Source organism: Pseudomonas sp. IT-P100, from assembly GCF_949767185.1.
In the GTDB taxonomy this organism is placed as follows: Bacteria; Pseudomonadota; Gammaproteobacteria; order Pseudomonadales; family Pseudomonadaceae; genus Aquipseudomonas; species Aquipseudomonas fluorescens_B.
Map to the genome: position 1 here is coordinate 107,576 of NZ_CATKQK010000006.1, position 23,338 is coordinate 130,913.

19 protein-coding genes are annotated in these 23,338 nt (G+C 61.3%); 4 read left to right on the top strand and 15 right to left on the bottom strand.

Annotated features, from left to right (window positions below):
* Nucleotides 1-112: 112 nt before the first annotated feature.
* Genes ACM6IQ_RS05300 through cbiE form a run of 3 tightly spaced genes read right to left on the bottom strand, consistent with a single transcriptional unit; the run spans nucleotide 113 to nucleotide 3,130 of the window.
* Nucleotides 113-832 (bottom strand): cobalt-precorrin-6A reductase, encoded by a 720-nt coding sequence (locus ACM6IQ_RS05300; RefSeq protein ID WP_414878202.1) that lies wholly within the window; start codon nucleotides 830-832, stop codon nucleotides 113-115.
* Entirely contained in the window at nucleotides 829-1,926 is a 1,098-nt protein-coding gene (locus ACM6IQ_RS05305; protein WP_414878203.1) for a cobalt-precorrin-5B (C(1))-methyltransferase, read from the bottom strand. Before ACM6IQ_RS05305 ends, ACM6IQ_RS05300 begins: the two co-directional genes overlap by 4 nt.
* Nucleotides 1,919-3,130, bottom strand: coding sequence for a precorrin-6y C5,15-methyltransferase (decarboxylating) subunit CbiE (cbiE, locus tag ACM6IQ_RS05310; protein WP_414878204.1), 1,212 nt, complete (start codon nucleotides 3,128-3,130; stop codon nucleotides 1,919-1,921). The genes ACM6IQ_RS05305 and cbiE overlap by 8 nt, the downstream gene beginning before the upstream one ends.
* A gap of 782 nt (nucleotides 3,131-3,912) precedes the next feature.
* On the opposite strand from cbiE, the gene cobG reads away from it, so the two are divergent.
* From cobG to cobJ, 4 genes are read left to right on the top strand one after another with little or no spacing between them, the layout of a single operon-like run.
* Nucleotides 3,913-5,235 (top strand): precorrin-3B synthase, encoded by a 1,323-nt coding sequence (cobG, locus tag ACM6IQ_RS05315; protein WP_414878205.1) that lies wholly within the window; start codon nucleotides 3,913-3,915, stop codon nucleotides 5,233-5,235.
* Nucleotides 5,228-5,854, top strand: coding sequence for a precorrin-8X methylmutase (locus ACM6IQ_RS05320; RefSeq protein ID WP_017336331.1), 627 nt, complete (start codon nucleotides 5,228-5,230; stop codon nucleotides 5,852-5,854). The genes cobG and ACM6IQ_RS05320 overlap by 8 nt, the downstream gene beginning before the upstream one ends.
* Nucleotides 5,854-6,585 (top strand): precorrin-2 C(20)-methyltransferase, encoded by a 732-nt coding sequence (locus ACM6IQ_RS05325; protein WP_017336332.1) that lies wholly within the window; start codon nucleotides 5,854-5,856, stop codon nucleotides 6,583-6,585. Before ACM6IQ_RS05320 ends, ACM6IQ_RS05325 begins: the two co-directional genes overlap by 1 nt.
* Nucleotides 6,585-8,288, top strand: coding sequence for a precorrin-3B C(17)-methyltransferase (gene cobJ / locus ACM6IQ_RS05330; RefSeq protein ID WP_414878206.1), 1,704 nt, complete (start codon nucleotides 6,585-6,587; stop codon nucleotides 8,286-8,288). Before ACM6IQ_RS05325 ends, cobJ begins: the two co-directional genes overlap by 1 nt.
* A gap of 163 nt (nucleotides 8,289-8,451) precedes the next feature.
* Here cobJ and ACM6IQ_RS05335 read toward each other — a convergent pair whose 3' ends face one another.
* From ACM6IQ_RS05335 to ACM6IQ_RS05390, 12 genes are all read right to left on the bottom strand, one after another.
* Nucleotides 8,452-9,048 carry a MarC family protein gene (locus tag ACM6IQ_RS05335; protein WP_017336334.1) on the bottom strand — a complete coding sequence of 199 codons (597 nt, stop codon included), beginning with the start codon at nucleotides 9,046-9,048 and terminating at the stop codon, nucleotides 8,452-8,454.
* A gap of 64 nt (nucleotides 9,049-9,112) precedes the next feature.
* Nucleotides 9,113-11,890 (bottom strand): hybrid sensor histidine kinase/response regulator, encoded by a 2,778-nt coding sequence (locus ACM6IQ_RS05340; protein WP_017336335.1) that lies wholly within the window; start codon nucleotides 11,888-11,890, stop codon nucleotides 9,113-9,115.
* A 99-nt stretch (nucleotides 11,891-11,989) separates the two neighbouring features.
* A complete protein-coding gene (gene purD, locus ACM6IQ_RS05345; RefSeq protein WP_414878207.1) occupies nucleotides 11,990-13,285 on the bottom strand; it encodes a phosphoribosylamine--glycine ligase in 1,296 nt (431 codons plus the stop codon).
* A 154-nt stretch (nucleotides 13,286-13,439) separates the two neighbouring features.
* Nucleotides 13,440-15,047, bottom strand: a complete 1,608-nt coding sequence (gene purH / locus ACM6IQ_RS05350; RefSeq protein ID WP_414878208.1) for a bifunctional phosphoribosylaminoimidazolecarboxamide formyltransferase/IMP cyclohydrolase — start codon at nucleotides 15,045-15,047, stop codon at nucleotides 13,440-13,442.
* Nucleotides 15,048-15,128: 81 nt separating this feature from the next.
* A complete protein-coding gene (fis, locus tag ACM6IQ_RS05355) occupies nucleotides 15,129-15,449 on the bottom strand; it encodes a DNA-binding transcriptional regulator Fis (protein WP_007907419.1) in 321 nt (106 codons plus the stop codon).
* Complete coding sequence (gene dusB / locus ACM6IQ_RS05360; protein ID WP_017336338.1) at nucleotides 15,446-16,456, bottom strand: tRNA dihydrouridine synthase DusB; 1,011 nt, start codon at nucleotides 16,454-16,456, stop codon at nucleotides 15,446-15,448. Before dusB ends, fis begins: the two co-directional genes overlap by 4 nt.
* A 185-nt stretch (nucleotides 16,457-16,641) precedes the next feature.
* The gene (locus tag ACM6IQ_RS05365) at nucleotides 16,642-17,874 is read right to left on the bottom strand and encodes a DUF3426 domain-containing protein (protein ID WP_414878209.1); all 1,233 of its coding nucleotides are present in this window, start codon (nucleotides 17,872-17,874) and stop codon (nucleotides 16,642-16,644) included.
* A gap of 30 nt (nucleotides 17,875-17,904) precedes the next feature.
* Nucleotides 17,905-18,783, bottom strand: a complete 879-nt coding sequence (gene prmA, locus ACM6IQ_RS05370; protein ID WP_017336340.1) for a 50S ribosomal protein L11 methyltransferase — start codon at nucleotides 18,781-18,783, stop codon at nucleotides 17,905-17,907.
* Between the two features lie 327 nt (nucleotides 18,784-19,110).
* Nucleotides 19,111-20,469 (bottom strand): acetyl-CoA carboxylase biotin carboxylase subunit, encoded by a 1,359-nt coding sequence (accC, locus tag ACM6IQ_RS05375; protein WP_017336341.1) that lies wholly within the window; start codon nucleotides 20,467-20,469, stop codon nucleotides 19,111-19,113.
* A 17-nt stretch (nucleotides 20,470-20,486) separates the two neighbouring features.
* Nucleotides 20,487-20,948, bottom strand: a complete 462-nt coding sequence (accB, locus tag ACM6IQ_RS05380) for an acetyl-CoA carboxylase biotin carboxyl carrier protein (RefSeq protein ID WP_017336342.1) — start codon at nucleotides 20,946-20,948, stop codon at nucleotides 20,487-20,489.
* A 48-nt stretch (nucleotides 20,949-20,996) separates the two neighbouring features.
* Nucleotides 20,997-21,449: a type II 3-dehydroquinate dehydratase gene (gene aroQ / locus ACM6IQ_RS05385; protein ID WP_414878210.1), complete on the bottom strand. Its 453-nt coding sequence runs from the start codon at nucleotides 21,447-21,449 to the stop codon at nucleotides 20,997-20,999.
* A 132-nt stretch (nucleotides 21,450-21,581) separates the two neighbouring features.
* Nucleotides 21,582-23,321, bottom strand: a complete 1,740-nt coding sequence (locus ACM6IQ_RS05390) for a protein-disulfide reductase DsbD (RefSeq protein WP_414878211.1) — start codon at nucleotides 23,319-23,321, stop codon at nucleotides 21,582-21,584.
* Nucleotides 23,322-23,338 lie beyond the last annotated feature (17 nt).

Here is a 23,338-nt window from a genome sequence, read left to right on the forward strand (position 1 = left end):
TCAATGCCGATAAGTAAAAAAGCGGCCTGCGGTTTGGTGTCGCAGCGTATTCAGATGAGTGTAGCGGCTCCGATTTGAAATGCCGGGAGGAGTGGTGACTCGCCACAAATACTTAGGCGTCCGTCAGTGCGGCCAGGACTTCACTCACCGACCCGAACTCCCGATCCACCCCCGCCAACACCGGCCGCTTCAACACCAGCACCGGCACCCCCCGTTCCCGCGCCACGTCCAGTTTCGGCTCGGTGGCAGTGCTGCCGCTGTTCTTGCTGATCAGCACATCAATCTGCCGGCGCTCGAACAGCTCACGTTCATCGTCAATCAGAAATGGCCCGCGGGCGCCAATCACTTCGCAGCGTTCGTTGCCGGGATAAACATCCAGTGCGCGCAACGTCCAGAATTGTTCCGGCGGGATTTCGTGCAGGTGTTGCAAGGGTTCACGGCCAAGGGTGAACAGCGGTCGGCGGAACGGTTTCAGCGAGTCGATCAACCCGGCCCAGTCGCTGACTTCGCACCAGTCATCCCCGGCTTGCGGCTGCCAGGCCGGACGCCTGAGTGCCCAGCAGGGAATGCCGGCCCGTTGCGCGGCAGTCGCAGCGTTCTGGCTGATTTGTGCCGCGTACGGATGCGTCGCGTCCAGCAGCAGGTCAATCCCTTCATCGCGGATGAACTGCGCCAGACCCTCGGCACCGCCATAGCCGCCGACGCGCACCTGGCAATTCAGATCGGTCGGCACTCGACCGACGCCGGCCAGGCTGTAGATGTGCTCCGGGCCTAGCGTACGGGCGATTGCCAATGCTTCCGTGACACCGCCGAGCAGCAAAGTGCGTTTCATTGAAAAACTCCTGCATGGCCGACGATGCCGCCCTGGCGATCGATGGCAAACACTTCGACCTGAACCTGCGCCGGCACCACACTGCGCGCAAACGCCAGCGCGTGTCCGCACACCGCATCGCCAAGCGCAATGCCGGCCGCGCTGGCCATCGCCAGTGCTTGCTGACTGGTATTGGCTTCGCGGATCGCTTGCTGCAACGCTTCATTCGCGCCGACCGCCGCGGCCCATTCGGCCAGTTGCGGCAGGTCGATACTCGAATGCCGGCTGTGCAGATCCATGTGCCCGGCCGCCAGTTTGCTGATCTTGCCGAAACCGCCACAAATGCTGAGTTTATCCACAGGCACTTTGCGCAGGTGCTTGAGCACGGCGCCGACGAAGTCGCCCATTTCGATCAGGGCAATTTCAGGCAAGTCGTAGACGCGGCGCATGGTGTCTTCGCTGGCGTTGCCGGTGCATGCGGCGATGTGCAGGTAACCGTTGGTTTTCGCCACGTCGATGCCTTGATGGATCGAGGCAATGTACGCCGCGCAGGAAAACGGCCGGACGATGCCGCTGGTGCCCAGGATCGACAAGCCACCGAGAATGCCCAGTCGTGGGTTCATGGTTTTCAATGCCAGCGCCTCGCCGCCCTCGACGTTCACCGTGACCTCGAAACCGCCGTGATAGCCCAGTTCCTCGGCAAGCAAGGTCAAGTGGTCGGTGATCATTTTGCGCGGGACCGGGTTGATCGCCGGTTCGCCGACAGCCAACACCAATCCTGGCCGGGTGACCGTGCCCACCCCTTGGCCAGCACTGAATCGAATGCCTGGTTCGGCGTTCAATCGCACTTGGGAAAACAGCAGTGCGCCGTGGGTCACGTCCGGATCGTCGCCGGCATCCTTGATCGTGCCGGCCTCGGCGCCGTCATCCAGGAGCCGACAGAACTCCAGACGCATCTGCACCTGCTTGCCTTTGGGCAGGACGATGTCCACTGCATCCGCGGGCTCGCCGCCGAGTAGCAGGCGAGCGGCCGCGAGGCTGGTCGCGGTGGCGCAACTGCCCGTCGTGAGGCCGCTGCGCAGCGGTGCGGGTTGTTCGGCAGTTTCGTCACGCATCGAAAGGTTTGACCACGTCCAGCAAGGTAATCGGCAGCGCCTGGCGCCAGGTGTCGAAGTCGCCCAGGGGTTGCGCCTGGGCGATGTGGATGCGCGTCAGTTCGCCGCCATGCCGCTCGCGCCAAGCCATCAGGGTCATTTCACTTTGCAGTGTGACGGCGTTGGCGATCAGGCGACCACCGGGTTTCAACTGAGTCCAGCAGGTGTCCAGCACACCCTCGCGAGTGACGCCGCCACCAATGAAAATCGCATCCGGGCGTTCCAGTCCGGCCAGCGCTTGCGGTGCACTGCCGCGAACCAGTTGCAGGCCGGGCACGCCAAGCGCATCGCGGTTTTGCTCGATCAACAGTTGCCGTCCTTCATCGGCCTCGATGGCCAGGGCCCGGCAACTCGGGTGGGCACGCATCCATTCGATGCCGATCGAGCCGCTGCCGGCGCCGACGTCCCACAGCAGTTCACCGGGCACCGGGGCCAGGCGAGCGAGGGTGATTGCGCGCACGTCGCGTTTGGTCAGTTGGCCGTCGTGCTTAAAGGCTGAATCCGGCAAGCCGGCCAGTCGCGACAGGCGCGGCGCATCGGGGTCAGCGATGCATTCGATGGCGATCAGATTCAGATCGGCGATCACCGGGTCGGCCCAATCGCGGGCGACGCCGTCGATGCGTCGCTCGACTTCGCTGCCCAAATGTTCCAGTACGGTCAGGCGACTTGGCCCGAATCCGCGCTCGTGCAGCAGTGCAGCAATCGCCGCAGGGCTTTGACCGTCGTTACTGAGTACCAGCAGGCGAACACCGCTGAACAACTGCGCGTTGAGCGCCGCGATCGGGCGGGCGACGACGGACAGCGTGACCACCTCCTGCAACGGCCAGCCCATTCGCGCCGCGGCCAGCGAGCAGGAGGAGGGCGCCGGCAGGATCAGCATTTCATCGCCGGGCAGTTGTCGAGCGAGGGTGGCGCCGACACCGAAGAACATTGGATCTCCGCTGGCGAGCACGCAGACCGGATCGCCCCGCAGGGCCAGCAACCCATCGAGGGAGAATGGACTCGGCCACACTCGGCGTTCGCCGCGGATACACGCCGGGAGCAGATCCAATTGTCGTTGGCTGCCAAAGATCTTCGACGCGGCCAACAGCGCATGCCGGGCATTTTTGCCCAGACCTTTGAAGCCCTCCTCACCAATGCCTGTCACGGTCAGCCAGCGTGCCATGTGTGTGCTCTGTTCAACTGTATAAAGCAGCACATGATACGCGTCGGCAGTGAAGGCGAGTAATGGAATGTTTTAAGTGGCCTGCCCCAGTTGCTGGATGACAGTTTTCAAGTTGTAAAGCCTGAACTTTCTTGCATCGCTGATTAATGGTTTAAAAAGAATTAACGATGGATTTGAAGAGCGCGGAATACCTGGGCTTTACGGTATGTTCGGAAGCGTTCGAAACTGACAAGAGCGCGATCGTCAAACAGATTCCCCGGGTTTGTTCTCCCGGTTTGCCATCACGCTTTGGTCTATGGACTGGGAGTCCGAAGACGAAAGCGTCGTCGAGCCATATTACAGGCATGTCTCCGGTCAACTAAGTCAGGCTTGTTTGAATGAAGTTTCTGGTGTTGAAAATCAAATGGGAAAAGTTACAAGAGATATGTTGTCTGCACTATTGGCAAATACATCTGCCCTTTGCTCCTTGTCCCCGAGTCCAGCGGGAAGAATTTTGTTTCGGGACTGGAACGAGAGCAGCGTCACGCTCATGCATCGCGCCGTGCCATTCACTCTGAACAGCGCAAGGTTTGATGAGGTCCGTCCAGTGTTGAAGGATCGGCTCGGCATTATCGCTGACGCGATATTCGAGTTTTATTCGCAACGTCTATGTGGGGCGCCGGATGATTGATTGAGGGAGCAAGCGTTTGCGACACGCGGTCTTAGGATGCCGTACGGCAAAGCAGGCATAATACTGCTCGCTTCCATCCGGAGGCGCTTCCACTTTTGATCCGGTCGTCCCTTTGAACAAACACTCTGCGCCCATCGCTTTACGCCCCTCGGCTTGTCCGGGGCTGCTGCGTATCGTTCAGGCCAGGGATGGGGGTATCTGCCGAATAAAGCTCGCCGGTGGTGTGGTGAGTACTGCGCAGGCCTGCGCCATTGCCGATGGCGCACAGCGTTACGGCAGCTCAGTGATCGAGGCGACTAATCGGGCCAACGTGCAGATTCGTGGCATCGCACATGAGCAGGCCGCGCTGATTGAAGGTCTGCTCGCCGCGGGCCTCGGCCCTTCGAATGCGGCCGGCGACGATGTACGCAATCTGATGCTGAGCCCGAGCGCAGGCATCGACCGGCAGATGCTGTTCGACACCCGCGACCTGGCCCGGCAGATCCTCGCTACCCTGCAAGAGCACGAACCTTTCCACGACCTCAGCGCCAAATTCGCCGTGCAGCTGGATGGGGGCGAGGGCCTGGCGATGCTCGAACACCCTCATGATGTGTGGTTGTCCGCTGTCGAGCGGGAGGGCGAGCGGCGCTTGGCTTTCGGTTTGGCCGGGTGTCTCTCCGACGGGCCGGTTGGTTCGGTGCCGCTGGAAGAGGGTCATGCGCTGGTGGTCGCCGTACTTGAGTTGTTCCTGGAGCTGGCGCAGCCCGATCAAACGCGAATGCGCCATTTGCTGAGCGAAATGACGACCTGCGGGTTTCTCGCCCGGCTGGCCGAGCGTGTGCCATTCAAGCCCGTTACAGCCTGGCAGCGTTCATTGACTTCAAACGTTCTGCACATTGGCGCCCATCCGCAGGCGCAAGCCGGTCATGTCTATGTCGGCGCCGTACCGCCGCTGGGGCGGCTCGATTGCGCGATGCTTCGGGGGGCTGCTCAGCTGGCGCAGGAATACGGCGACGCAACGCTGCGGTTCACCCCGTGGCAAAGCCTGCTGTTGCCGAACATCCGCGACGAAAACGCCGATGAAGTCATCCGGCGTCTGCATCGGTTGGGCCTGCTGTGCGACGCCGATCAGTCCTTGTCGCGGTTGATCGCCTGTACCGGTTCCAGTGGCTGCGGCAAAGGCCTGGCCGACACCAAGGGCGACGCTCTGCAACTGGCCGCGCTGTTGCAGCGTCATGGCCAGGTATTGAACGTGCATCTGTCCGGCTGCTCACGTTCCTGCGCCGCCGCGCATGTTGCACCCATCACTTTACTGGCGATCAGCCCCGGTCATTACGACCTCTATTTTCGCGAAGCGGGGCAGCCGGGTTTCGGCGCCCTGCACGCACGCAACCTTACTATTGAAGCGGTCGCAGCCCTGCTCGACGCCCGCTCACGGAGCCCCTTTGATGCTTGATTACATCCGCGACGGTCAGGAGATCTATCGCAACTCCTTCGCGATCATTCGCGCCGAGGCCAACCTCGAACGAATCCCGGCCGATCTGGAAAAACTCGCGGTACGGGTGATTCACGCCTGCGGCATGGTCGATGCGATTGACGGTCTGCAATTCTCCGACGGCGCGGGCAAGGCCGGGCGCGATGCGCTGGCCGCCGGCGCGCCGATTCTGTGTGATGCGCGGATGGTGTCCGAAGGCGTGACCCGCACACGCTTGCCGGCGAACAACGAAGTGATCTGCACCCTGCGCGATGAAAGCGTTCCGGAGCTGGCGCGCGAGCTGGGAAACACCCGTTCCGCCGCCGCGCTGGAACTGTGGCGCCCGCACCTGGAGGGCAGTGTGGTAGTGATCGGCAATGCGCCAACCGCCTTGTTTTATCTGCTGGAAATGCTCGATGCCGGCGCGCCGAAACCGGCGCTGATTCTCGGCTTCCCGGTGGGCTTCGTCGGCGCCGCCGAATCCAAGGCAGCGCTCGCGGCGGACAGCCGTGGCGTGCCGTTTGTCATCATGCAAGGCCGGCTGGGCGGTAGCGCCATGGCCGCCGCCGCCGTCAATGCCCTCGCCACGGAGATCGAATAATGCAGCAACCTGGACGTTTGATCGGCCTTGGCGTCGGCCCCGGTGATCCAGAACTGATTACCGTCAAGGCCCTGCGCCTGCTGCGCGAATCGCCGGTGGTGGCGTACTTCGTTGCCAAGGGGAAGAAGGGCAATGCCTTCGGCATCATCGAAGCGCATTTGCAGGACGCACAAACCTTGCTGCCGCTGGTGTATCCCGTGACGACCGAAGCATTACCGGCACCGCTGTCCTATGAACAGGTGATCAGTGATTTCTACGATGCGGCCGGCGAAGAACTCGCCGCTCATCTCGATGCCGGACGTGACGTTGCAGTGATCTGCGAAGGTGATCCGTTCTTCTACGGTTCCTACATGTACCTGCACGATCGTCTGGCGGAACGTTATGAGGCTGAAGTCGTGCCAGGTGTCTGTTCGATGCTCGGCGGCGCTTCAGTCCTTGGTGCGCCACTGGTGTACCGCAATCAGAGCTTGTCGGTCCTGTCCGGCGTATTGCCTCATGACGATCTCAAGCGCCGGCTGGCTGATGCCGACGCGGCGGTGATCATGAAGCTGGGGCGTAACTTCCCCAAGGTCCGTCAGGTGCTCGAAGAGCTTGGTCTGGCAGAGCGCGCGCTTTACGTCGAACGCGCGACCATGGCCAATCAGAAGATTGTGCCGCTGGATCAGGTCGAGCCCATGTCCTCGCCGTACTTCTCGCTGATCATCGTTCCGGGTGAAAGGTGGCAAGGCTGATGACTCGTCCAGCTCCGGCGATTGTCATCCTCGGCAATGGCAGCCTTGCGACCGCGCGCAATATTCAAAAACTGTACCCCGACGCCGTGATCCATGGCCTGGCCGATCGGGTTGAAGGCGCGGACCGTGCCTATCACGAATTCGGCGCAACCCTGCGCGAACTTTATCAGCAGGACACGCCGATCATTGCCCTGTGCGCGGCCGGTATCGTGATTCGCACACTGGCGCCGTTGCTGCTGGAAAAAGGCGCCGAGCCGCCGGTGCTGGCCGTTGCCGAAGATGGCAGCGCGGTGGTGCCGCTGCTGGGCGGTCTGGGCGGCGTGAACGTGCTGGCGCGGGAAATTGCGGCCGCGCTGAACGTGGCGGCGGCGATCACCACCAGTGGCGAGTTGCGATTCGGCACGTGCCTGCTCAATCCACCTAACGGATATGCCCTCGGCGACCTGGAACTGGGCAAGCGCTTTGTGTCCGATTTGCTGGCCGGTGAAACCGTGCGCATCGAGGGTGAAGCGCCGTGGTTGGCGCAGGCGCAGTTACCTGAAAACCCGCAAGCGCGACTGGCAGTTCACGTGGGGCATGCCGAGCGTACGCCGGCGGCGAACGAACTTTTGATTTATCCGCGCAACGTGTTGGTGGCCATCAGTGCCGGCGTGGCCAATGTGCCCAATGCCGTTCGCGATGCTTTGCACCAGGCAAAAATCGCCGTGCAGTCGGTGGCGTGTCTGTTGGCTGCAGACAGTGAAATGTCGAGCGCTGCATTGCGTGAAGCGGCGCTTGAACTGGGCGTGCCATTGCGCTTTGCCTCGGCGACGGGTGCGGTCAGTGAGCTGGCACGCAACGCCATCACCCCGCCTGTTTTGATCTTCGGCAATGACGCCATTGCCATCGCGGTGGCCGAGCAGCCTCTGGACCCGTTATCGATCGGCCGTCCCCGGGGGCGTCTGGCGGTGATCGGTCTTGGCCCCGGCGCTGCCGAGTTGATGGTGCCCGCGGTCAAGGCTGAACTGGCGCGCGCCAACGATGTGCTGGGCTACGAAACCTATGTGCGCATGGCTGGCCCGTTCCGCGCCGATCAAGTGCTGCATTGCACTGACAACCGCGAAGAGATGCAGCGTGCGCGTCACGCGTTCGAGCTGGCGGCGCAAGGGCGTTCCGTGGTCGTGGTTTCGTCGGGTGATCCGGGTGTGTTCGCCATGGCGGCGGCGGTGCTCGAAGCCCTGCACGAATCCAGTGATGCGAACTGGCACAACGTCGATCTGGAAATCCTTCCCGGTGTTTCCGCATCACTGGCCACCGCTGCTCAGGCGGGTGCGCCGTTGGGGCATGACTTCTGTGTGTTGTCGCTGTCGGATAACCTCAAGCCTTGGGACATTATCGAGAAACGTCTCGATCTGGCGTCGCAGGCTGATCTGGCGCTGGCGTTCTACAACCCGATCTCACGCTCCCGTCCCTGGCAGCTTGGCCGGGCGCTGGAAATCGTCGCTCGACACCGTACGCCTCAGACGCCAGTCGTTTTGGGGCGCGACATCGGCCGCCCGGGTCAGACGTTGCGAGTAACAACCCTTGGCCAGTTGACCCCGGACCAGGTGGATATGCGCACCATGGTGCTGGTGGGATCGTCCACGACCTGCGTATTTTCGCGGGCAGGTGGCGGTGATTGGGTATACACCCCTCGCTGGTATGGAGAAAAACCCTCTTCCTGAAGATGTGCTCTTCAATGAAAAGCCATGGCAGCCGAGTGTCCTCTCGCGTTGCCATGGCTTTTTTTTTTGGTTCTTCACGGAATCCCGGGAAACACAGAAACAAGAACGGCGGTTTGAATCATTGCGCTTGCCAGAGGCTTCACGCCTCTGGTCATCGCTGCCGTCAGGGCACCAGGTAACCCTTCACCCCTGTGAAAATGATCTGTGCAGCCAGTGCGCACACAAACAACCCCATCAACCGACTGACAATCTGCAAACCCTGGTCACCCAGTATTCGCTCGATGCGGTTCGACAGATAAAGCACCACACCTACCGTGAAACTGGCCAGGGCGATGCTGAGGATGGCGGTGAGTTTGTCGTCCCAGTGCGGCTGGCTCACCCCCATCACCAGCAACGCACCGATGGTGCCGGGGCCGACGGTCAGGGGGATGGTCAGCGGCACGATGGTGACGTCCTGCTGCACATTGTCGGTCTGGACCGCGGACTTGCCTTGGGCCATGCCCAACGCGGAGATAAACAGCACGCTGCCGGCGCCGATGCGGAACGCGTCCACGGTGATGCCAAACACATTGAAAATGACCCGCCCGAACAGGTACAGCAAGACGCTGGACACCAGCGTGGCCGTTGCCACTTTCCACGCCAGCCGACGTTGCTCCTTGCGTGAATAACCGCGGGTCAGGCTGATGAAGCAGGACAACACGAAGAACGGGCTATAGAGCACCAGCATCTTCAGGTAAACGCTGAACAACACATGGAGCATGGGACAAGCTCACTGGCGAGGGAAGTCGTGGGGGAGTCTATCAGGCGTGATCGGGTCTGTCGGCTCAGGACGTTTGAGCCGTTGCCCGGTTCTGCTGATCGCGCTGGGCTACCCAATGCTCGATCAGTTCGCGCAACTGCGACAGCTCGACCGGCTTGGCCATGTGCCCGTCCATGCCGGCCTGACGCGCACGCTCTTTGTGTTCGGCGAGGATATGCGCGGTCAACGCCACGACAGGGGTGCGAACCCGCTGGTTGCCGACTTCCCAGGCGCGCAATTGCTGGGTGGCGGAGAAACCATCGAGGATCGGCATTTCGCAATCCATCAGTACCAGGTCGTAACGCTGGGCCTTCATGGCCTGCAAGGCTTCTTCGCCATTGCTGGCGGTGTCCGGTTGCAGGTTGAGTTTGCCCAGCATGCCGCGAATGACCTTGGTCGAAATGCTGTTGTCTTCGGCAACCAGAATGCGGAAGTCGCTGGGCACCTTGACCGGCAGGGTCGGGCCCGTGGGCAGGTGCGGCGAAACGGCGAGGCCCTTGTTGCGCTGGTTCAGTTCATCCGCCAGGGTGGTCTTGAGGGTGTAGCCGGCCACCGGTTTGGCGAGGATGCGCTTGATCCCGGAGTTGCGCGCGATGATCTTGCTCGGCGCATTGCTGATGCCGGTGAGCATGATCAGCAGGATGTCGTGGTTGAGGCTCGGGTCTTCCTTGATCTTGGCCGCCAGTTGCATGCCGGTCATGCCGGGCATGTTCTGGTCGAGCAGGACCACGTCGAAGTAATCGCGCAGGTGCGCCTTGGTCCGCAGCAGCGCCAGCGCCTCCTTGCCGGACGGGACAGCGCTGACATTCAAACCCCAGGCGCTGCACTGTTGCACCAATACTTTGCGGCAGGTGTCGTTGTCGTCCACCACCAGCACCCGAGCACCCTGCAGCGGGCCATCGAGGTCGGAGGTCGGGTGTTCGAGGCGGTCAGGGTCCAGGGGCAAGGTCAGCCACAAGGTGCTGCCCTGGTTGGCGCCGCTCTTGATGCCGAATTCGCCTTGCATCAAACGGATCAGCTGGCGGGCAATCACCAGCCCGAGGTTGCCGCCCAGTCGGGTGGCGGAGAGGAAGTTCTTGCTGTGCAGTTCGGCGTGCATCAGCGCGTCGCGTTCTTCGGCGTCCATCGGCTCGCCGCTGTCCTGCACGGCAATGCGCAGGCGCGGCCTGGCGCTGCGCTCGTCGAGGGCGACGACGATCAGGATCTCGCCTTCGTCGGTTTTTTTCAGGGCGTTTTCCAGCAGGCTCAGCAAGGTCTGGCGCAGGCGCGTCGGGTCACCGCTGATGACCCGCGGCACTTGCGGCTGGATAAAGCTGATCAGTTCGACGTTCTGCTGTTCGGCCTTGGCGCGGAAGATGCTCAGGCAATCTTCGATCAGCGCATTGAGATCGAACTGCACATCGTCCAGCTCGATCTGTCCGGATTCGAGTTTGGAGATGTCGAGAATCTCGTTGATCAGGGTCAGCAGTTCGTTGCCGGCGCTGTGGATGGTTTGCACGTAGTCGCGCTGCTTGACCGACAGCGGAGTGCCCAGCAACAGTTCGGTCATGCCCAGCACGCCATTCATCGGGGTGCGGATTTCGTGGCTGATCTTCGCCAGGAATTCGGCCTTGGCATTGATTTCGGCGTTGCTGGCGGCGAGGTCGCGGCTGATGCTGAAACGGTCCTCGGTGATGCTGCGCTGGCGTTCACTCAGGGCAATACTCATCAACAGACCGCTGATGCAGATGAATACCAGGAGGGCGATGATCAGGCCCTGCGGTTCAATCAGCGTCAACCCCAGCAGGGCCGGCAGGATGATCAGCGTGCCCGCGTTGAACACCACCATGGCCGCCACGAACAGCCGCGCCGGGCGATAGCCTTTTTGCCAGTGCCAGGCGCTGACGAACAACATCGTCAGGCCCGCCAGAGCGACCAGCGTATAGGTGATGATGTTCAGCGGCAGCGTATTGACGAACAGCAACAGCAGGCCGCAGACGGTGATGAGCAGGATTTCGCCGAGCAGCAGTTTGTTCAGCGGATGCGGGCCGAGCGGAGCAAAGAAGCGGTAGGCAAGCATCAGCCCGCACGGTGCGGTGAGCAGCAAGGCGAGGTAGGCACCCGGTGTCTGCACCGCGTGCCAGTCCGGTAACCACGGTCCCGCGAGGTTCAGCAGCAGCCCGAGGCTGAGCATCAACAATGCTTCACAACCTGCCAGCCACAGGCTACTGCGCGATCGGGTGTAGGCATACCGAATCAGGTTGTGCAGGACCAGCATGCCGATGCAGCCGAACAGCAGGCCGTAGATCAACGTCTGACTCTGATTGGCCGCGGTCATGATGGCTGATTGCAGGGTGATGTAGGGCCGCATCTGGTGTTCGGAAACCAGGCGCAGGTAAACATCGAGGGGTTTGTCGCTTTGCGGCAACGGCAACATGAAGTCGCTGTTGGGTAATGGCCGTTCAACCTGGGGCTGTTCGGTGCCGGTGTTGAGCTGATCAATCAGCTTGTCGCCGTCCAGCACATACAGATTGAGGTGCGACAGGTCGGGCGCAAACACCCGCAGTAATTGCTCGTGCTTGCCCGGTGAGAGCCTGAAACGCAGCCAGAGCGCACCGCCGGGCTCCGCCGCGGTGAGGCGTTCGAGTTCGGTGGGGCTGAATTGGTTGGTGTAGCGAGCGGAACGGATGTCGCTCAGCTGCAGGTCGCCCTGTTCGTCTAGCAATACCGCCCAACCACTGCCTTGCGCGGCCTGGGCCGGGAGCATGCAGAGCAAAGTCAGCACGGTGACAGTGAAACCTATGGCAATCCTGAGCCAGCGCACGGCGAAATCCCTTCGTAGGTTGATGCCAGAATATAACTATGCGCGGCGCCGGAATAGTCCGGCAAGGGGTTGAAACCCTTGCCCGACCGAATGGATCGATTATTCCTGATTTTCGCCACGCTCGCGGGCAATGGCGCGGTAGCCAATGTCCTTGCGATAGAAACAGCCTTCCCAGTCAATCTTCGCCGCCAGCCTGTAAGCCTGCTGCTGAGCAGCATCAACGCTGGCGCCCATGGCGGTAGCGCAAAGCACACGACCACCGGCCGTCACCACTTTACCGTCTTTCAGTGCCGTACCGGCGTGGAAGACTTTGCCTTCCAGCGCGGCGGCTGCATCCAGACCGTTGATGGCCACGCCTTTAGCGTAGTCGCCAGGATAGCCGCCTGCCGCCAGCACGATGCCGACGCTCGGACGTGGATCCCACTGGGCTTCCACCTTGTCCAGAGCTTGTGCCAGGGCGGCCTCGACCAGCAACACCAGGCTCGACTGCAAACGCAGCATAACCGGTTGGGTCTCAGGGTCGCCGAAGCGGCAGTTGAATTCGATGACTTTTGGGTTACCAGCCTTGTCGATCATCAAGCCAGCATAGAGGAAACCGGTGTAAACGTTGCCTTCTTCGGCCATGCCGCGCACGGTTGGCCAGATCACCAGGTCCATGACGCGCTTGTGCACTTCGCTGGTCACAACCGGTGCCGGGGAGTAAGCGCCCATGCCGCCGGTGTTCGGACCGGTATCGCCGTCGCCAACACGTTTGTGGTCCTGGCTGGTGGCCATCGGCAATACGTTCTTGCCGTCGACCATGACGATGAAACTGGCTTCTTCGCCGTCCAGGAACTCTTCGATGACCACGCGCGAGCCGGCGTCGCCGAACGCGTTGCCGGCGAGCATGTCGCGCACGGCGTCTTCGGCTTCGGCCAGCGTCATGGCAACGATCACGCCTTTACCGGCGGCCAGGCCGTCGGCCTTGATCACGATCGGTGCGCCTTTTTCACGCAGATAGGCCAGGGCTGGCTCGATCTCGGTGAAATTCTGGTAGTCGGCGGTCGGGATCTTGTGACGCGCGAGGAAATCCTTGGTGAACGCTTTCGAGCCTTCCAGCTGGGCAGCGCCCGCCGTCGGACCGAAGCAGTCCAGACCGCGGGAGCGGAACAGATCAACGACGCCAGCCACCAGTGGCACTTCCGGACCGACGATGGTCAGGGAAACGTTCTTCTCGGCGAAGTCGGCCAACTGTTCGAGGGCCAGCACGTCGATAGCGACGTTTTCGCACTTGGCTTCAATGGCGGTGCCAGCATTGCCGGGCGCTACGAAAACCTTCTGCACGCGCGGATCCTGAGCCACTTTCCAGGCCAGGGCGTGTTCACGGCCACCGCTGCCAATGATCAAAACATTCATTTCAAAAAACCTCGGATGACGCTAATTCTGTTGAGCGCCGCAGGGGCGCTTTTCTGTGGGAGCCGGCCTGCCGGCGATGCAGGCAACTCGGTTTATCGGCTAAACCGAGGGGATGCTATCGCTGGCAGGCCAGCTCCCACAGTGGATCGTGTACTTAGTGACGGAAGTGGCGCATGCCGGTGAATACCATGGCGATGCCAGCTTCATCAGCCGCTGCAATCACTTCTGCATCACGCATCGAGCCGCCCGGCTGGATTACTGCGGTAACGCCGGCCTTCGCCGCATTGTCCAGACCGTCGCGGAACGGGAAGAATGCATCGGAAGCCATGACCGAGCCGGCGACCTGCAAACCGGCATGTTCAGCCTTGATCGCAGCGATACGCGCAGAGTTGACGCGGCTCATCTGGCCAGCGCCGACACCGATGGTCTGACGATTCTTGGCGTAGACGATGGCGTTGGACTTGACGTACTTGGCGACTTTCCAGGCGAAGATCAGGTCGTGGATTTCCTGTTCGGTCGGTGCGCGCTTGGTCACGACTTTCAGTTCATCGGCGCCGATCATGCCGATGTCGCGGCTCTGCACCAGCAGGCCACCGTTGACGCGTTTGTAGTCCCACGCAGCGGCACGGTCAGCCGACCACTCGCCGCAGGCCAGCAGGCGCACGTTGGCTTTTGCCGCGACGATGGCGCGGGCTTCTTCGCTGACGCTTGGGGCAATGATCACTTCGACGAACTGACGCTCGACGATGGCCTTGGCGGTCTCGGCATCCAGTTCACGGTTGAAGGCAATGATGCCGCCGAAGGCGGATTCGGTGTCGGTGGCGTAGGCCAGTTCGTAAGCCTGGCGAATGCCGCCCTCGGCGTCGGGGCTCACGGCAACGCCGCACGGGTTGGCGTGCTTGACGATCACGCAGGCCGGCTTGACGAAGCTCTTCACGCATTCCAGCGCGGCGTCGGTGTCGGCCACGTTGTTGTACGACAGCTCCTTGCCTTGCAGTTGGGTCGCGGTGGCGATGCCGACTTCGGCAGGCTTGGCTTCCACATAGAACGCCGCGCTCTGGTGCGGGTTCTCGCCGTAGCGCATTTCCTGAGCCTTGATGAACTGGCTGTTGAAGGTGCGCGGGAACTCGCTGCGACCGGAGGTCGAGAGGGTTTCAGCGGCCTGGTTCACGGTGCCCATGTAGTTGGCGATCATGCCGTCATAGGCGGCGGTGTGTTCGAAGGCCTTGAGCATCAGGTCGAAACGCTGAGCGTAGGTCAGGCCGCCGGCCTTGAGGCCTTCGAGGACGCTGGCGTAGTCGCTGGCATTCACCACGATGGCCACGTCCTTATGGTTTTTCGCAGCGGAGCGGACCATGGTCGGGCCGCCGATGTCGATGTTTTCGATGGCGGTCGGCAGGTCGCAGCCTGGCTTGTTGATGGTGGCTTCGAACGGGTACAGGTTGACTGCAACCAGATCGATCGGCTTGATGCCGTGCTCGTTCATGATCGCGTCGTCGATACCGCGACGACCGAGGATCCCGCCGTGGATTTTCGGGTGCAGGGTTTTCACCCGACCGTCCATCATTTCTGCGAAACCGGTGTAGTCCGCGACTTCCACTGCGGCAACACCGTTGTCGCGCAGCAGCTTGAACGTTCCACCGGTGGAAAGGATCTCGACGCCCAGGGCTTCAAGCTCTTTGGCGAATTCGAGGATCCCGGTCTTGTCGGAAACGCTGATCAAGGCGCGGCGGATCGGCAGGCGGGTAGTCTGGTCGGTCATTTCAATTTCCATCAAAAGCAAAGGAGTCAGCAAAAAAGGCGACCGTTTTTACGCGGGCGCCTTTCTGGTTTGATTGAATGCTTACAGCAAATCGTACTGCTTGAGTTTCTTGCGCAGGGTGCCTCGGTTCAGTCCGAGCAGCTCGCTGGCCTTGGTCTGGTTGCCCTTGACGTAGTTCATCACGCACTCGAGCAGGGGCGCCTCGACTTCGGAGAGCACCAGGTTGTACACATCCGTGACGGCAGCGCCCTCAAGGTGGGCGAAATAATTGTGCAGCGCCTTCTCGACACTCCCGCGAAGGGTCTGACCTTCTTCGCTCGGCGTGTTGAGGTGCTGTTTCAAATTCACGTTGTCGCTCACGGGTGTTGTTCCACTCACTAAAGTCTCGGTCATCATCGTCATGCGGCCACCTCTTCTCCGTCCCCTGTCAGGCTCTTGTAACGTTCGGCGAAGAAGCCCTGAACGTTGGCGCATTGTGCTTCCGTATCTTCCAAACGATTGAAGTGGGCGCGGAACTCCCTGGCGCCCGGCAGGGTTGCGAGATACCAGCCCACATGCTTTCGAGCAATGCGTACGCCCATGACATCTCCATAGAAGACGTGCAGCGCAGCCAGATGCTCTAGCAGAATGCGTTCCACCTCGATCAGTTCCAGCGCCGGGAGTTTCTCGCCGGTACGCAGGAAATGGTCGATCTCGCGAAAAATCCATGGCCGCCCCTGGGCAGCCCGTCCAACCAGCAATCCATCGGCACCGGTCGCGTCGAGCACGTATCGGGCCTTCTCCGGCGAATCGATGTCGCCGTTGGCGAAGACCGGAATCGACACCGCCTGCTTGATCGCGGCAATGGTGTCGTACTCGGCTTCTCCGGTGTACAGATCGGCACGGGTGCGGCCATGAACCGCCAGCGCCGTGATGCCTGCCTGCTCGGCGATCTTCGCCACCGTCAGACCGTTCTTGTTGTCCCGGTCCCAGCCGGTGCGGATCTTCAGGGTAACCGGCACATCAACTGCAGCCACCACGGCCTGCAGGATCTCGGTTACCAGTGCCTCATCCTTCAACAGCGCAGAACCGGCGGCCTTGTTGCAGACCTTCTTCGCCGGACACCCCATGTTGATATCAATAATCTGTGCACCCAGTTCGACATTGGCCCGGGCCGCATCCGCCAGCATCTGCGCATCGCCACCGGCGATCTGTACCGAGCGTGGCTCGGGATCGCCTTCGTGGATCATGCGCATGCGCGATTTGCGGGTGTTCCACAAACTCATGTCGCTGGTGACCATTTCCGAGACTACAAGTCCTGCGCCCAGTCGCTTGCACAGCTGACGAAAGGGTTGGTCGGTGACACCCGCCATGGGGGCGAGAATCAAGCCGTTGTGCAATGTGTATGGACCGATGCGTACCGCCGACATAGGACTTTCCAGTTGTGGGGCCGGATCATGAGAGTTCGAAAAAGGGTTGGCATGATACCCGCTCTCGATGACTGGATAAAGGCTGAATTGAACAAAATCTGAACAGTTATTCTGTTATCGCCAGCAGTTTGGTTTGAGCGGTCGCTGTCAGAAATGTGCCGTCAAACCCGTAGCACTGAACCGTTTCACTCGGGCGAGTGGAAGCTCAGGCTGTAGTTCACGGCTTTGGCGCCTGGGTCGAGGATATCCAGGGCAATGTGGATCGGCGTTTGCGGCGGCATTTCCGCCATGCCTTCGAGATCGCCGTTGAGGTACTCGCCGGGCTTGAAGCGACGGCTGGCGATCAGATGGCCGTTGAGGTCGGCAAAACGCAATTCCAGCAGCGGGAACGGCTGGGAGAATGGCGCGCGGTTGTAGATGATCGCGTCGACCACCAGTGCGCCATTGAATTCCGGATGGCTGCGCACCACCAGGTTGCTGCTCTTGATTTTCGCGATGTCGACTTTCGACGGCACGGTGCAGCCGATTTGCGGGCACAACTGCTGGAACCACGGACGGTACTGATCCTGGCGCGCCAGTTCATCGAAGTGGTAGGCGATGTACTGGCCGACGAGCGCGCCGGCACCGAGCAGAATCAGCAGCAACCAGAGAAGCCGTCGACCCCAGGGGGATCGGCGTTTCTGCCAATCGAGTTGCAGCGGGTCGTCGGTCAGGTCTTGCAGAACCTCGGCACGCATCGCCGGCTCGCTGCGTTCGCGACGCTTGCGCAAGGGTTCGATCGAGGGCAGGTCGTCGTCGAACTCGTCAGTGGTGTCGGCCGCTGACAGGCGTTCGTGATGAAGCGGGGCGTCGAGCGGATCGTTCAGGCGTAGTTGCGGCGGCAGAGGCTCGTCGTCCAGTTCCACCGGCTCCAGAGACAGCGAGGGCTCGGTGCGCGAGGGTGTGCTCGGCTCGACGGTCGGTTCTGGCGTGATCGTGGCTTCGGCCGCTTCGGCGCGATCGGCAGCCGATTCGCTGAACAGGCTGTCGGACCAAGGCTCTTCGTCGGGCTCAGTGGTATCCCGACGGGCACTCAGACTGTCTTCGCGGTGGCGTCCGAACTCGGTAGTCGGCTGGATTTCCCGCTGTTCGAGCCGGGCGAGTTCTTCGTCCAGGTCCAGGCTGTCCAGGTCGAGTTCAGCGGCAGTCCACTGCTTCTGGCTGATGGCCCGTGGTTCTGGCTCGGCGGTCTCGACGATGGCCGGAGCAACCGGGGGGATCACGTCCTTGCCTGCCTGCTCAAGCAACTGCTTGGCGGCATTGAACACCTGCAGGCAGGAGCCGCAACGAACCACCCCACGGGCCACGCTCAATTGAGCATGGCTGACGCGGAAGCTGGTTTGGCAATGCGGGCACTGGGTGACGAAGCTGTCGGTCATGCGGCGATCCGGATTATGCAGGCGCTCATTCTAGCGCCGACGGCCAGTGATGCGCACCCAGCCATCGCGATTGGCGATCGGGTCCAGATCGAAATCACGGGCGTAGGCGTTGGCAACCTCTTCGCCTTGTTCGGCAAGAATGCCGGACAGTGCCAGGCGGCCACCCGGCTTGACCAGGCTGGACAGTTGCGGCGCCAGGGACACCAGCGGGCCGGCGAGAATGTTGGCCACCAGTACGTCGGCCTGAACCTGCGGCAGGTCCTCAGGCAGATACAGCGGGAACAGCGCTTCGGCGATGTTGTTGCGCCCGGCGTTGTCGCGCGAAGCTTCCAGCGCCTGCACGTCGATGTCGGTGCCGACGGCTTGTTTGGCACCCAGCAGCAGGGCGGCAATCGCCAGGATCCCCGAGCCGCAACCGAAGTCCAGCACGTTGCAGTCTTTCAGGTCCTGACCGTCGAGCCATTCCAGGCACAGCGCGGTGGTCGGGTGCGTGCCGGTGCCGAATGCGAGGCCCGGGTCCAGCAGAATGTTCACGGCGTCGGGTTCAGGGGCGGCGTGCCAGCTTGGAACGATCCACAGGCGCTGGCCGAAGCGCATTGGCTGGAAATCGTCCATCCAGGTGCGTTCCCAGTCCTGGTCTTCGATGACTTCGCTGTGATGCTCGGGCAGCGGGCTGCCCGTCAACAGCTCCAGATGCGCCAGTACGCTGGCCGCTTCGGTGCCACCTTCGAACAGGGCCAGCAGGTGGGTGTGCGACCACAGCGGGGTGGTATTGAGTTCCGGTTCGAAGATCGGCTGATCTTCGGCGTCCATGAAGGTCACCGACACGGCGCCCACTTCAAGGAAAGCGTCTTCGTAGGTTTCGGCTTGTTCTGGGCTGATGGCGAGACGGACTTGCAGCCAAGGCATGGCGGGCACCTTTGAAAAATATTGATTGCAGCCTAGCGGGCTGCGAGAAGCGCACAAGTTTACGCGAGCGCGACGCAGAAGACGACCGGGTTGCCAGGGTTCAGCGGTTAACAAATCACTTGTGGCGAGGGAGCTTGCTCCCGCTGGGGCGCGAAGCGGTCCCAAAATGGCCCAACCGGATCTGTCTGGCACCGTCCTGTTGAATGGTCCTTGCGGTCGCTGCGCAACCGAGCGGGAGCAAGCTCCCTCGCCACAATGGTTTTGCGTGGAGCATTCTGCAGAAACAACAAAGCCGCCCGAAGGCGGCTTTGTTGATCGGGCTAAAGCTTAGTGCTTGTCGCCAGCCAGCTTGTGTTCCAGGTAGTGGATGTTGATCCCACCTTTGCAGAAGCCTTCATCGCGGACCAGATCGCGGTGCAGCGGGATGTTGGTCTTGATCCCGTCGACAACGATTTCGTCCAGCGCATTGCGCATGCGCGCCAGCGCTTCGTCACGGGTTGCGCCGTAGGTGATCAGCTTGCCGATCAACGAATCGTAGTTCGGCGGAACGGCATAACCGCTGTACAGGTGCGAATCGACGCGAACGCCGTTGCCGCCTGGGGCGTGGAAATGCTTGACCGTGCCTGGGCTTGGCATGAAGGTTTTCGGGTCTTCGGCGTTGATCCGGCATTCAAGTGCGTGACCGCGGATGACGACGTCTTCCTGGGTGTACGACAGCTTGTTGCCAGCGGCGATGCTGAGCATCTCCTTGACGATGTCGATGCCGGTGACCATTTCCGAAACCGGGTGCTCAACCTGAACGCGGGTGTTCATTTCGATGAAATAGAACGCGCCGTTCTCGTACAGGAACTCGAAGGTGCCCGCGCCACGGTAGTTGATGTCGATGCAGGCTTTGACGCAGCGTGCGAGGACTTCAGCCCGTGCTTTCTCGTCGATGCCCGGTGCCGGCGCCTCTTCGAGAACCTTCTGGTGACGACGTTGCAGCGAGCAATCGCGGTCGCCCAGATGGATCGCATGGCCCTGGCCGTCGGAAAGTACCTGGACTTCCACGTGACGTGGGTTGGTCAGGAATTTTTCCAGGTAGACCATCGGGTTGCCGAACGCCGCGCCAGCTTCGGAGCGGGTCAGTTTCGCCGAGGAAATCAGGTCTTCTTCTTTATGCACGACGCGCATGCCGCGACCACCACCGCCGCCAGCGGCTTTGATGATCACCGGATAACCGACTTCGCGACCGATGCGCAGAGCGGTTTCTTCGTCTTCCGGCAGCGGGCCGTCAGAGCCCGGAACGGTTGGAACGCCAGCAGCGATCATCGCGTGCTTGGCCGACACCTTGTCACCCATCAGGCGAATGGTGTCGGCTTTCGGGCCAATGAAGGCGAAGCCGGAGTTCTCGACCTGTTCAGCGAAATCAGCGTTTTCCGCAAGGAAACCGTAGCCTGGGTGAATGGCGGTAGCGCCAGTCACTTCAGCCGCGGCGATGATAGCCGGGATGTGCAGGTAAGAGTGGGCGGCCGAGGCCGGACCGATGCAGACGGATTCGTCTGCCAGGCCCAGGTGCATCAGCTCTTTGTCAGCCTTGGAGTAAACGGCGACGGTCTTGATGCCCATCTCTTTGCAGGCACGCAGAATCCGCAGTGCGATCTCACCGCGGTTGGCGATCAGAACTTTTTCCAACTTCGCAGTCATCAAAGTTTCTCCGCGGTTCAAACGATGGTGAACAGCGGTTGGTCGTACTCAACCGGCTGGCCGTCTTCGACGAGGATGGATTCGATCACACCGCTGGTTTCAGCTTCGATGTGGTTCATCATCTTCATGGCTTCGACGATGCACAGGGTGTCGCCTTTCTTCACGGTCTGGCCGACTTCAACGAAGGACGGCGAGCTTGGCGAAGACTTGCGATAGAAGGTGCCGACCATCGGCGAACGGGCAACGCTGCCGTTCAGGACAGGGGCGGCCGGGGCGGCAGGCGCGGCAGCGGCGGCAACCGGAGCAGCAGCAGGTGCTGGAGCCGGAGCGTGCATTGGAGCCGGTGCGTAGTACTGCTGAGCCGGGGTCTTGCTATGGCGGCTGATGCGTACGGACTCTTCGCCTTCCTTGATCTCGAGCTCGTCGATGCCGGACTCTTCCAGCAATTCGATCAGTTTCTTAACTTTACGGATATCCATGAATCATCAACTCCCAAGGGTCGGTCAGGGGCGTTTAACGCTTGTTGTTCAAGCCGTTGCCTGTCTTTCAAGCTGCTCTAGTGCGGCCTCCAGGGCCAGTCGATAACCGCTGGCGCCAAGGCCGCAGATCACTCCCACCGCTACGTCGGAGAAGTAAGAGTGATGGCGGAAAGGTTCGCGTTTGTGCACGTTAGACAAATGCACTTCGATGAATGGGATGCTCACCGCCAGCAGCGCGTCACGTAATGCGACACTTGTGTGCGTAAAAGCTGCTGGGTTGATCAGAATGAAGTCCACACCTTCACTGCGGGCAGCGTGGATGCGGTCGATCAATTCGTACTCGGCGTTGCTTTGCAGGTGCAGCAAATGATGGCCGGCTTCACGAGCACGGTGTTCCAGGTCCTGGTTGATCTGCGCCAGTGTCGTAGCGCCATAGGTGCCCGGTTCACGGGTGCCGAGCATGTTCAGGTTGGGGCCGTGCAGAACCAATAGGGTCGCCATCTGCTGTTCCTTGTTATCCGCTGTGCATTTGTCAGAACCCGGCGACTATGCCGCAAAGCCTTTGTGACTGTCCAGTTCTATGCAATAGCCAGCACGATGGCCGATGTTTGCGCGAAATATGTGACCGGGTGATTAAATCCGGTCATTTGCTTTAGCGACACGTTCGGCGAAGTCCGTGGCGGTGATTTCGCCGACCACTCGCACCTCGGTGCGTTCGACACCGTCCTTGCCGAAAAACATCAGCGCCGGTGGGCCGAACAATTTGTAGCGGTCGAGCAGCGCACGTTGCTCGGCGTTGCTCGCAGTGATGTCGAAGCGGATCAGCCGATAGCCCTTGAGGCGTTCGACGACCTTCGCGTCGTTGAGCACTTCGTGTTCGATGACTTTGCAGCTGATGCACCAGTCGGCGTACCAGTCGAGCAGCAGTGGGGTGCCGGACGATCTGGCGTCCGCGAGGGCGCGATCCAGTTCAGCCGGGGTGGTGATGGTTTGCCAGTTGCCGGTGTGTTGCGGCTGCCCGTTGCCATTGACGATACGCGGCTGGCCGATGGGATTGAGCGGATCAGTCTGGCCGCTGAAGGCGCCATACCAACACGCCAGCGCATAAAACAGCAGGAACATGCCGAGCAATTGACCGACACGTTTTCGCGGCGGTTTGTAGACGAACTCCAGCGCACCCATGAACAGGCCGACGCCACCGGCCAGCAAGCCGATCAGCAGCAAGGTGATCTGCCCCGGCAACACCCGACTGAGCAGACCGATCGCCAGCCCCAGCAACAAAACGCCAATCGCGTTTTTCACGTAGACCAGCCACGGCCCGCTTTTCGGCAGCCAGGCTGCACCGCCGGTGGCCACCAACAATAGCGGGGCGCCCATGCCGAGGCCGAGCATGAACAGCTTCAGCCCGCCGCCCAGCGCATCGCCGCTGGCGCTGATGTACAGCAACGCGCCGGCCAGCGGTGCCGAGACGCAGGGCGAAACCAGCAGACTGGAAACCACGCCCAGCACCGCCGCACCCCATAACGAGCCACCTTCGGTGCGACCGGCGATGCGGTCCAGTCGGCTGCTGATCGCCTGCGGCAACTTGAGTTCGAAGACGCCGAACATCGCCAGGGCAAACACGGCAAAAAACATCGCGAACGGCACCAGCACCCACGCCGATTGCAGCCTCGCCTGAAGATTGAGCTGTGCGCCGAACAGCCCCATCAACGCACCGAGCAGGGCGAAACAGGCGGCCATCGGCAGCACATACGCGAGAGACAGATTGAAGCCGCGCAAGCCACCGACCTGGCCACGCAACACCACGCCGGACAGGATTGGCAGCATCGGCAATACGCAAGGGGTGAACGTCAGGCCCAGGCCGGCGAGGAAGAACAGCGCCAGCTCCCGCCAGCTCCAACTCGTGGTCGCGCCGCTGCTGCCATCGATACTCAGGCGTTCGGTTTCAGGCGGATAGCACAGGCCTTTATCGGCACAGCCCTGATACGTCACGGCCAGCGTAAAGGCGCGTTGATCGGTGCGTGGCAGTTCTATATCGAGGATCCCGTGGTAAACCTCGACATCGCCAAAATATTCATCGTGCTTTTGTTCACCCTTGGGCAATTGCGCCGTGCCGAGTGCGAGATCGGCGGGGTCGGCGCGAAACTGAAAGCGATGGCGGTAGAGGTAGTAACCCTCGGTGGCGACGAAACGCAGCTTTATCGATTGCGGCGTGCTTTCGACCAGACTGAGCTGAAAGGCTTCGCGCACCGGCAGGAAGTCGGCGCTGTTGTTGATCGAGCCCAACGTGGCGCTTGGCCGACTCTCCAGCAGCCCGGCGGCGTTGGCCGGCAGGGCGAGAACAAAAAACAGCAGGCAAAGCAAACGGCGCATGACAATCTCGCGTATCG

Bases quoted from the DNA above. Each gene is read 5' to 3' on its own strand.
- prmA (WP_017336340.1), bottom strand. From the start codon at position 18,783: ATGCCTTGGCTGCAAGTCCGTCTCGCCATCAGCCCAGAACAAGCCGAA.
- ACM6IQ_RS05335 (WP_017336334.1), bottom strand. From the start codon at position 9,048: ATGCTCCATGTGTTGTTCAGCGTTTACCTGAAGATGCTGGTGCTCTAT.
- cbiE (WP_414878204.1), bottom strand. From the start codon at position 3,130: ATGGCACGCTGGCTGACCGTGACAGGCATTGGTGAGGAGGGCTTCAAA.
- dusB (WP_017336338.1), bottom strand. From the start codon at position 16,456: ATGTCGGCGGTACGCATCGGTCCATACACATTGCACAACGGCTTGATT.
- purD (WP_414878207.1), bottom strand. From the start codon at position 13,285: ATGAATGTTTTGATCATTGGCAGCGGTGGCCGTGAACACGCCCTGGCC.
- ACM6IQ_RS05300 (WP_414878202.1), bottom strand. From the start codon at position 832: ATGAAACGCACTTTGCTGCTCGGCGGTGTCACGGAAGCATTGGCAATC.
- cobJ (WP_414878206.1), top strand. From the start codon at position 6,585: ATGACTCGTCCAGCTCCGGCGATTGTCATCCTCGGCAATGGCAGCCTT.
- ACM6IQ_RS05320 (WP_017336331.1), top strand. From the start codon at position 5,228: ATGCTTGATTACATCCGCGACGGTCAGGAGATCTATCGCAACTCCTTC.
- fis (WP_007907419.1), bottom strand. From the start codon at position 15,449: ATGACGATGATGACCGAGACTTTAGTGAGTGGAACAACACCCGTGAGC.
- ACM6IQ_RS05305 (WP_414878203.1), bottom strand. From the start codon at position 1,926: ATGCGTGACGAAACTGCCGAACAACCCGCACCGCTGCGCAGCGGCCTC.
- purH (WP_414878208.1), bottom strand. From the start codon at position 15,047: ATGACCGACCAGACTACCCGCCTGCCGATCCGCCGCGCCTTGATCAGC.
- accC (WP_017336341.1), bottom strand. From the start codon at position 20,469: ATGACTGCGAAGTTGGAAAAAGTTCTGATCGCCAACCGCGGTGAGATC.
- accB (WP_017336342.1), bottom strand. From the start codon at position 20,948: ATGGATATCCGTAAAGTTAAGAAACTGATCGAATTGCTGGAAGAGTCC.
- ACM6IQ_RS05390 (WP_414878211.1), bottom strand. From the start codon at position 23,321: ATGCGCCGTTTGCTTTGCCTGCTGTTTTTTGTTCTCGCCCTGCCGGCC.
- aroQ (WP_414878210.1), bottom strand. From the start codon at position 21,449: ATGGCGACCCTATTGGTTCTGCACGGCCCCAACCTGAACATGCTCGGC.
- ACM6IQ_RS05365 (WP_414878209.1), bottom strand. From the start codon at position 17,874: ATGACCGACAGCTTCGTCACCCAGTGCCCGCATTGCCAAACCAGCTTC.
- ACM6IQ_RS05325 (WP_017336332.1), top strand. From the start codon at position 5,854: ATGCAGCAACCTGGACGTTTGATCGGCCTTGGCGTCGGCCCCGGTGAT.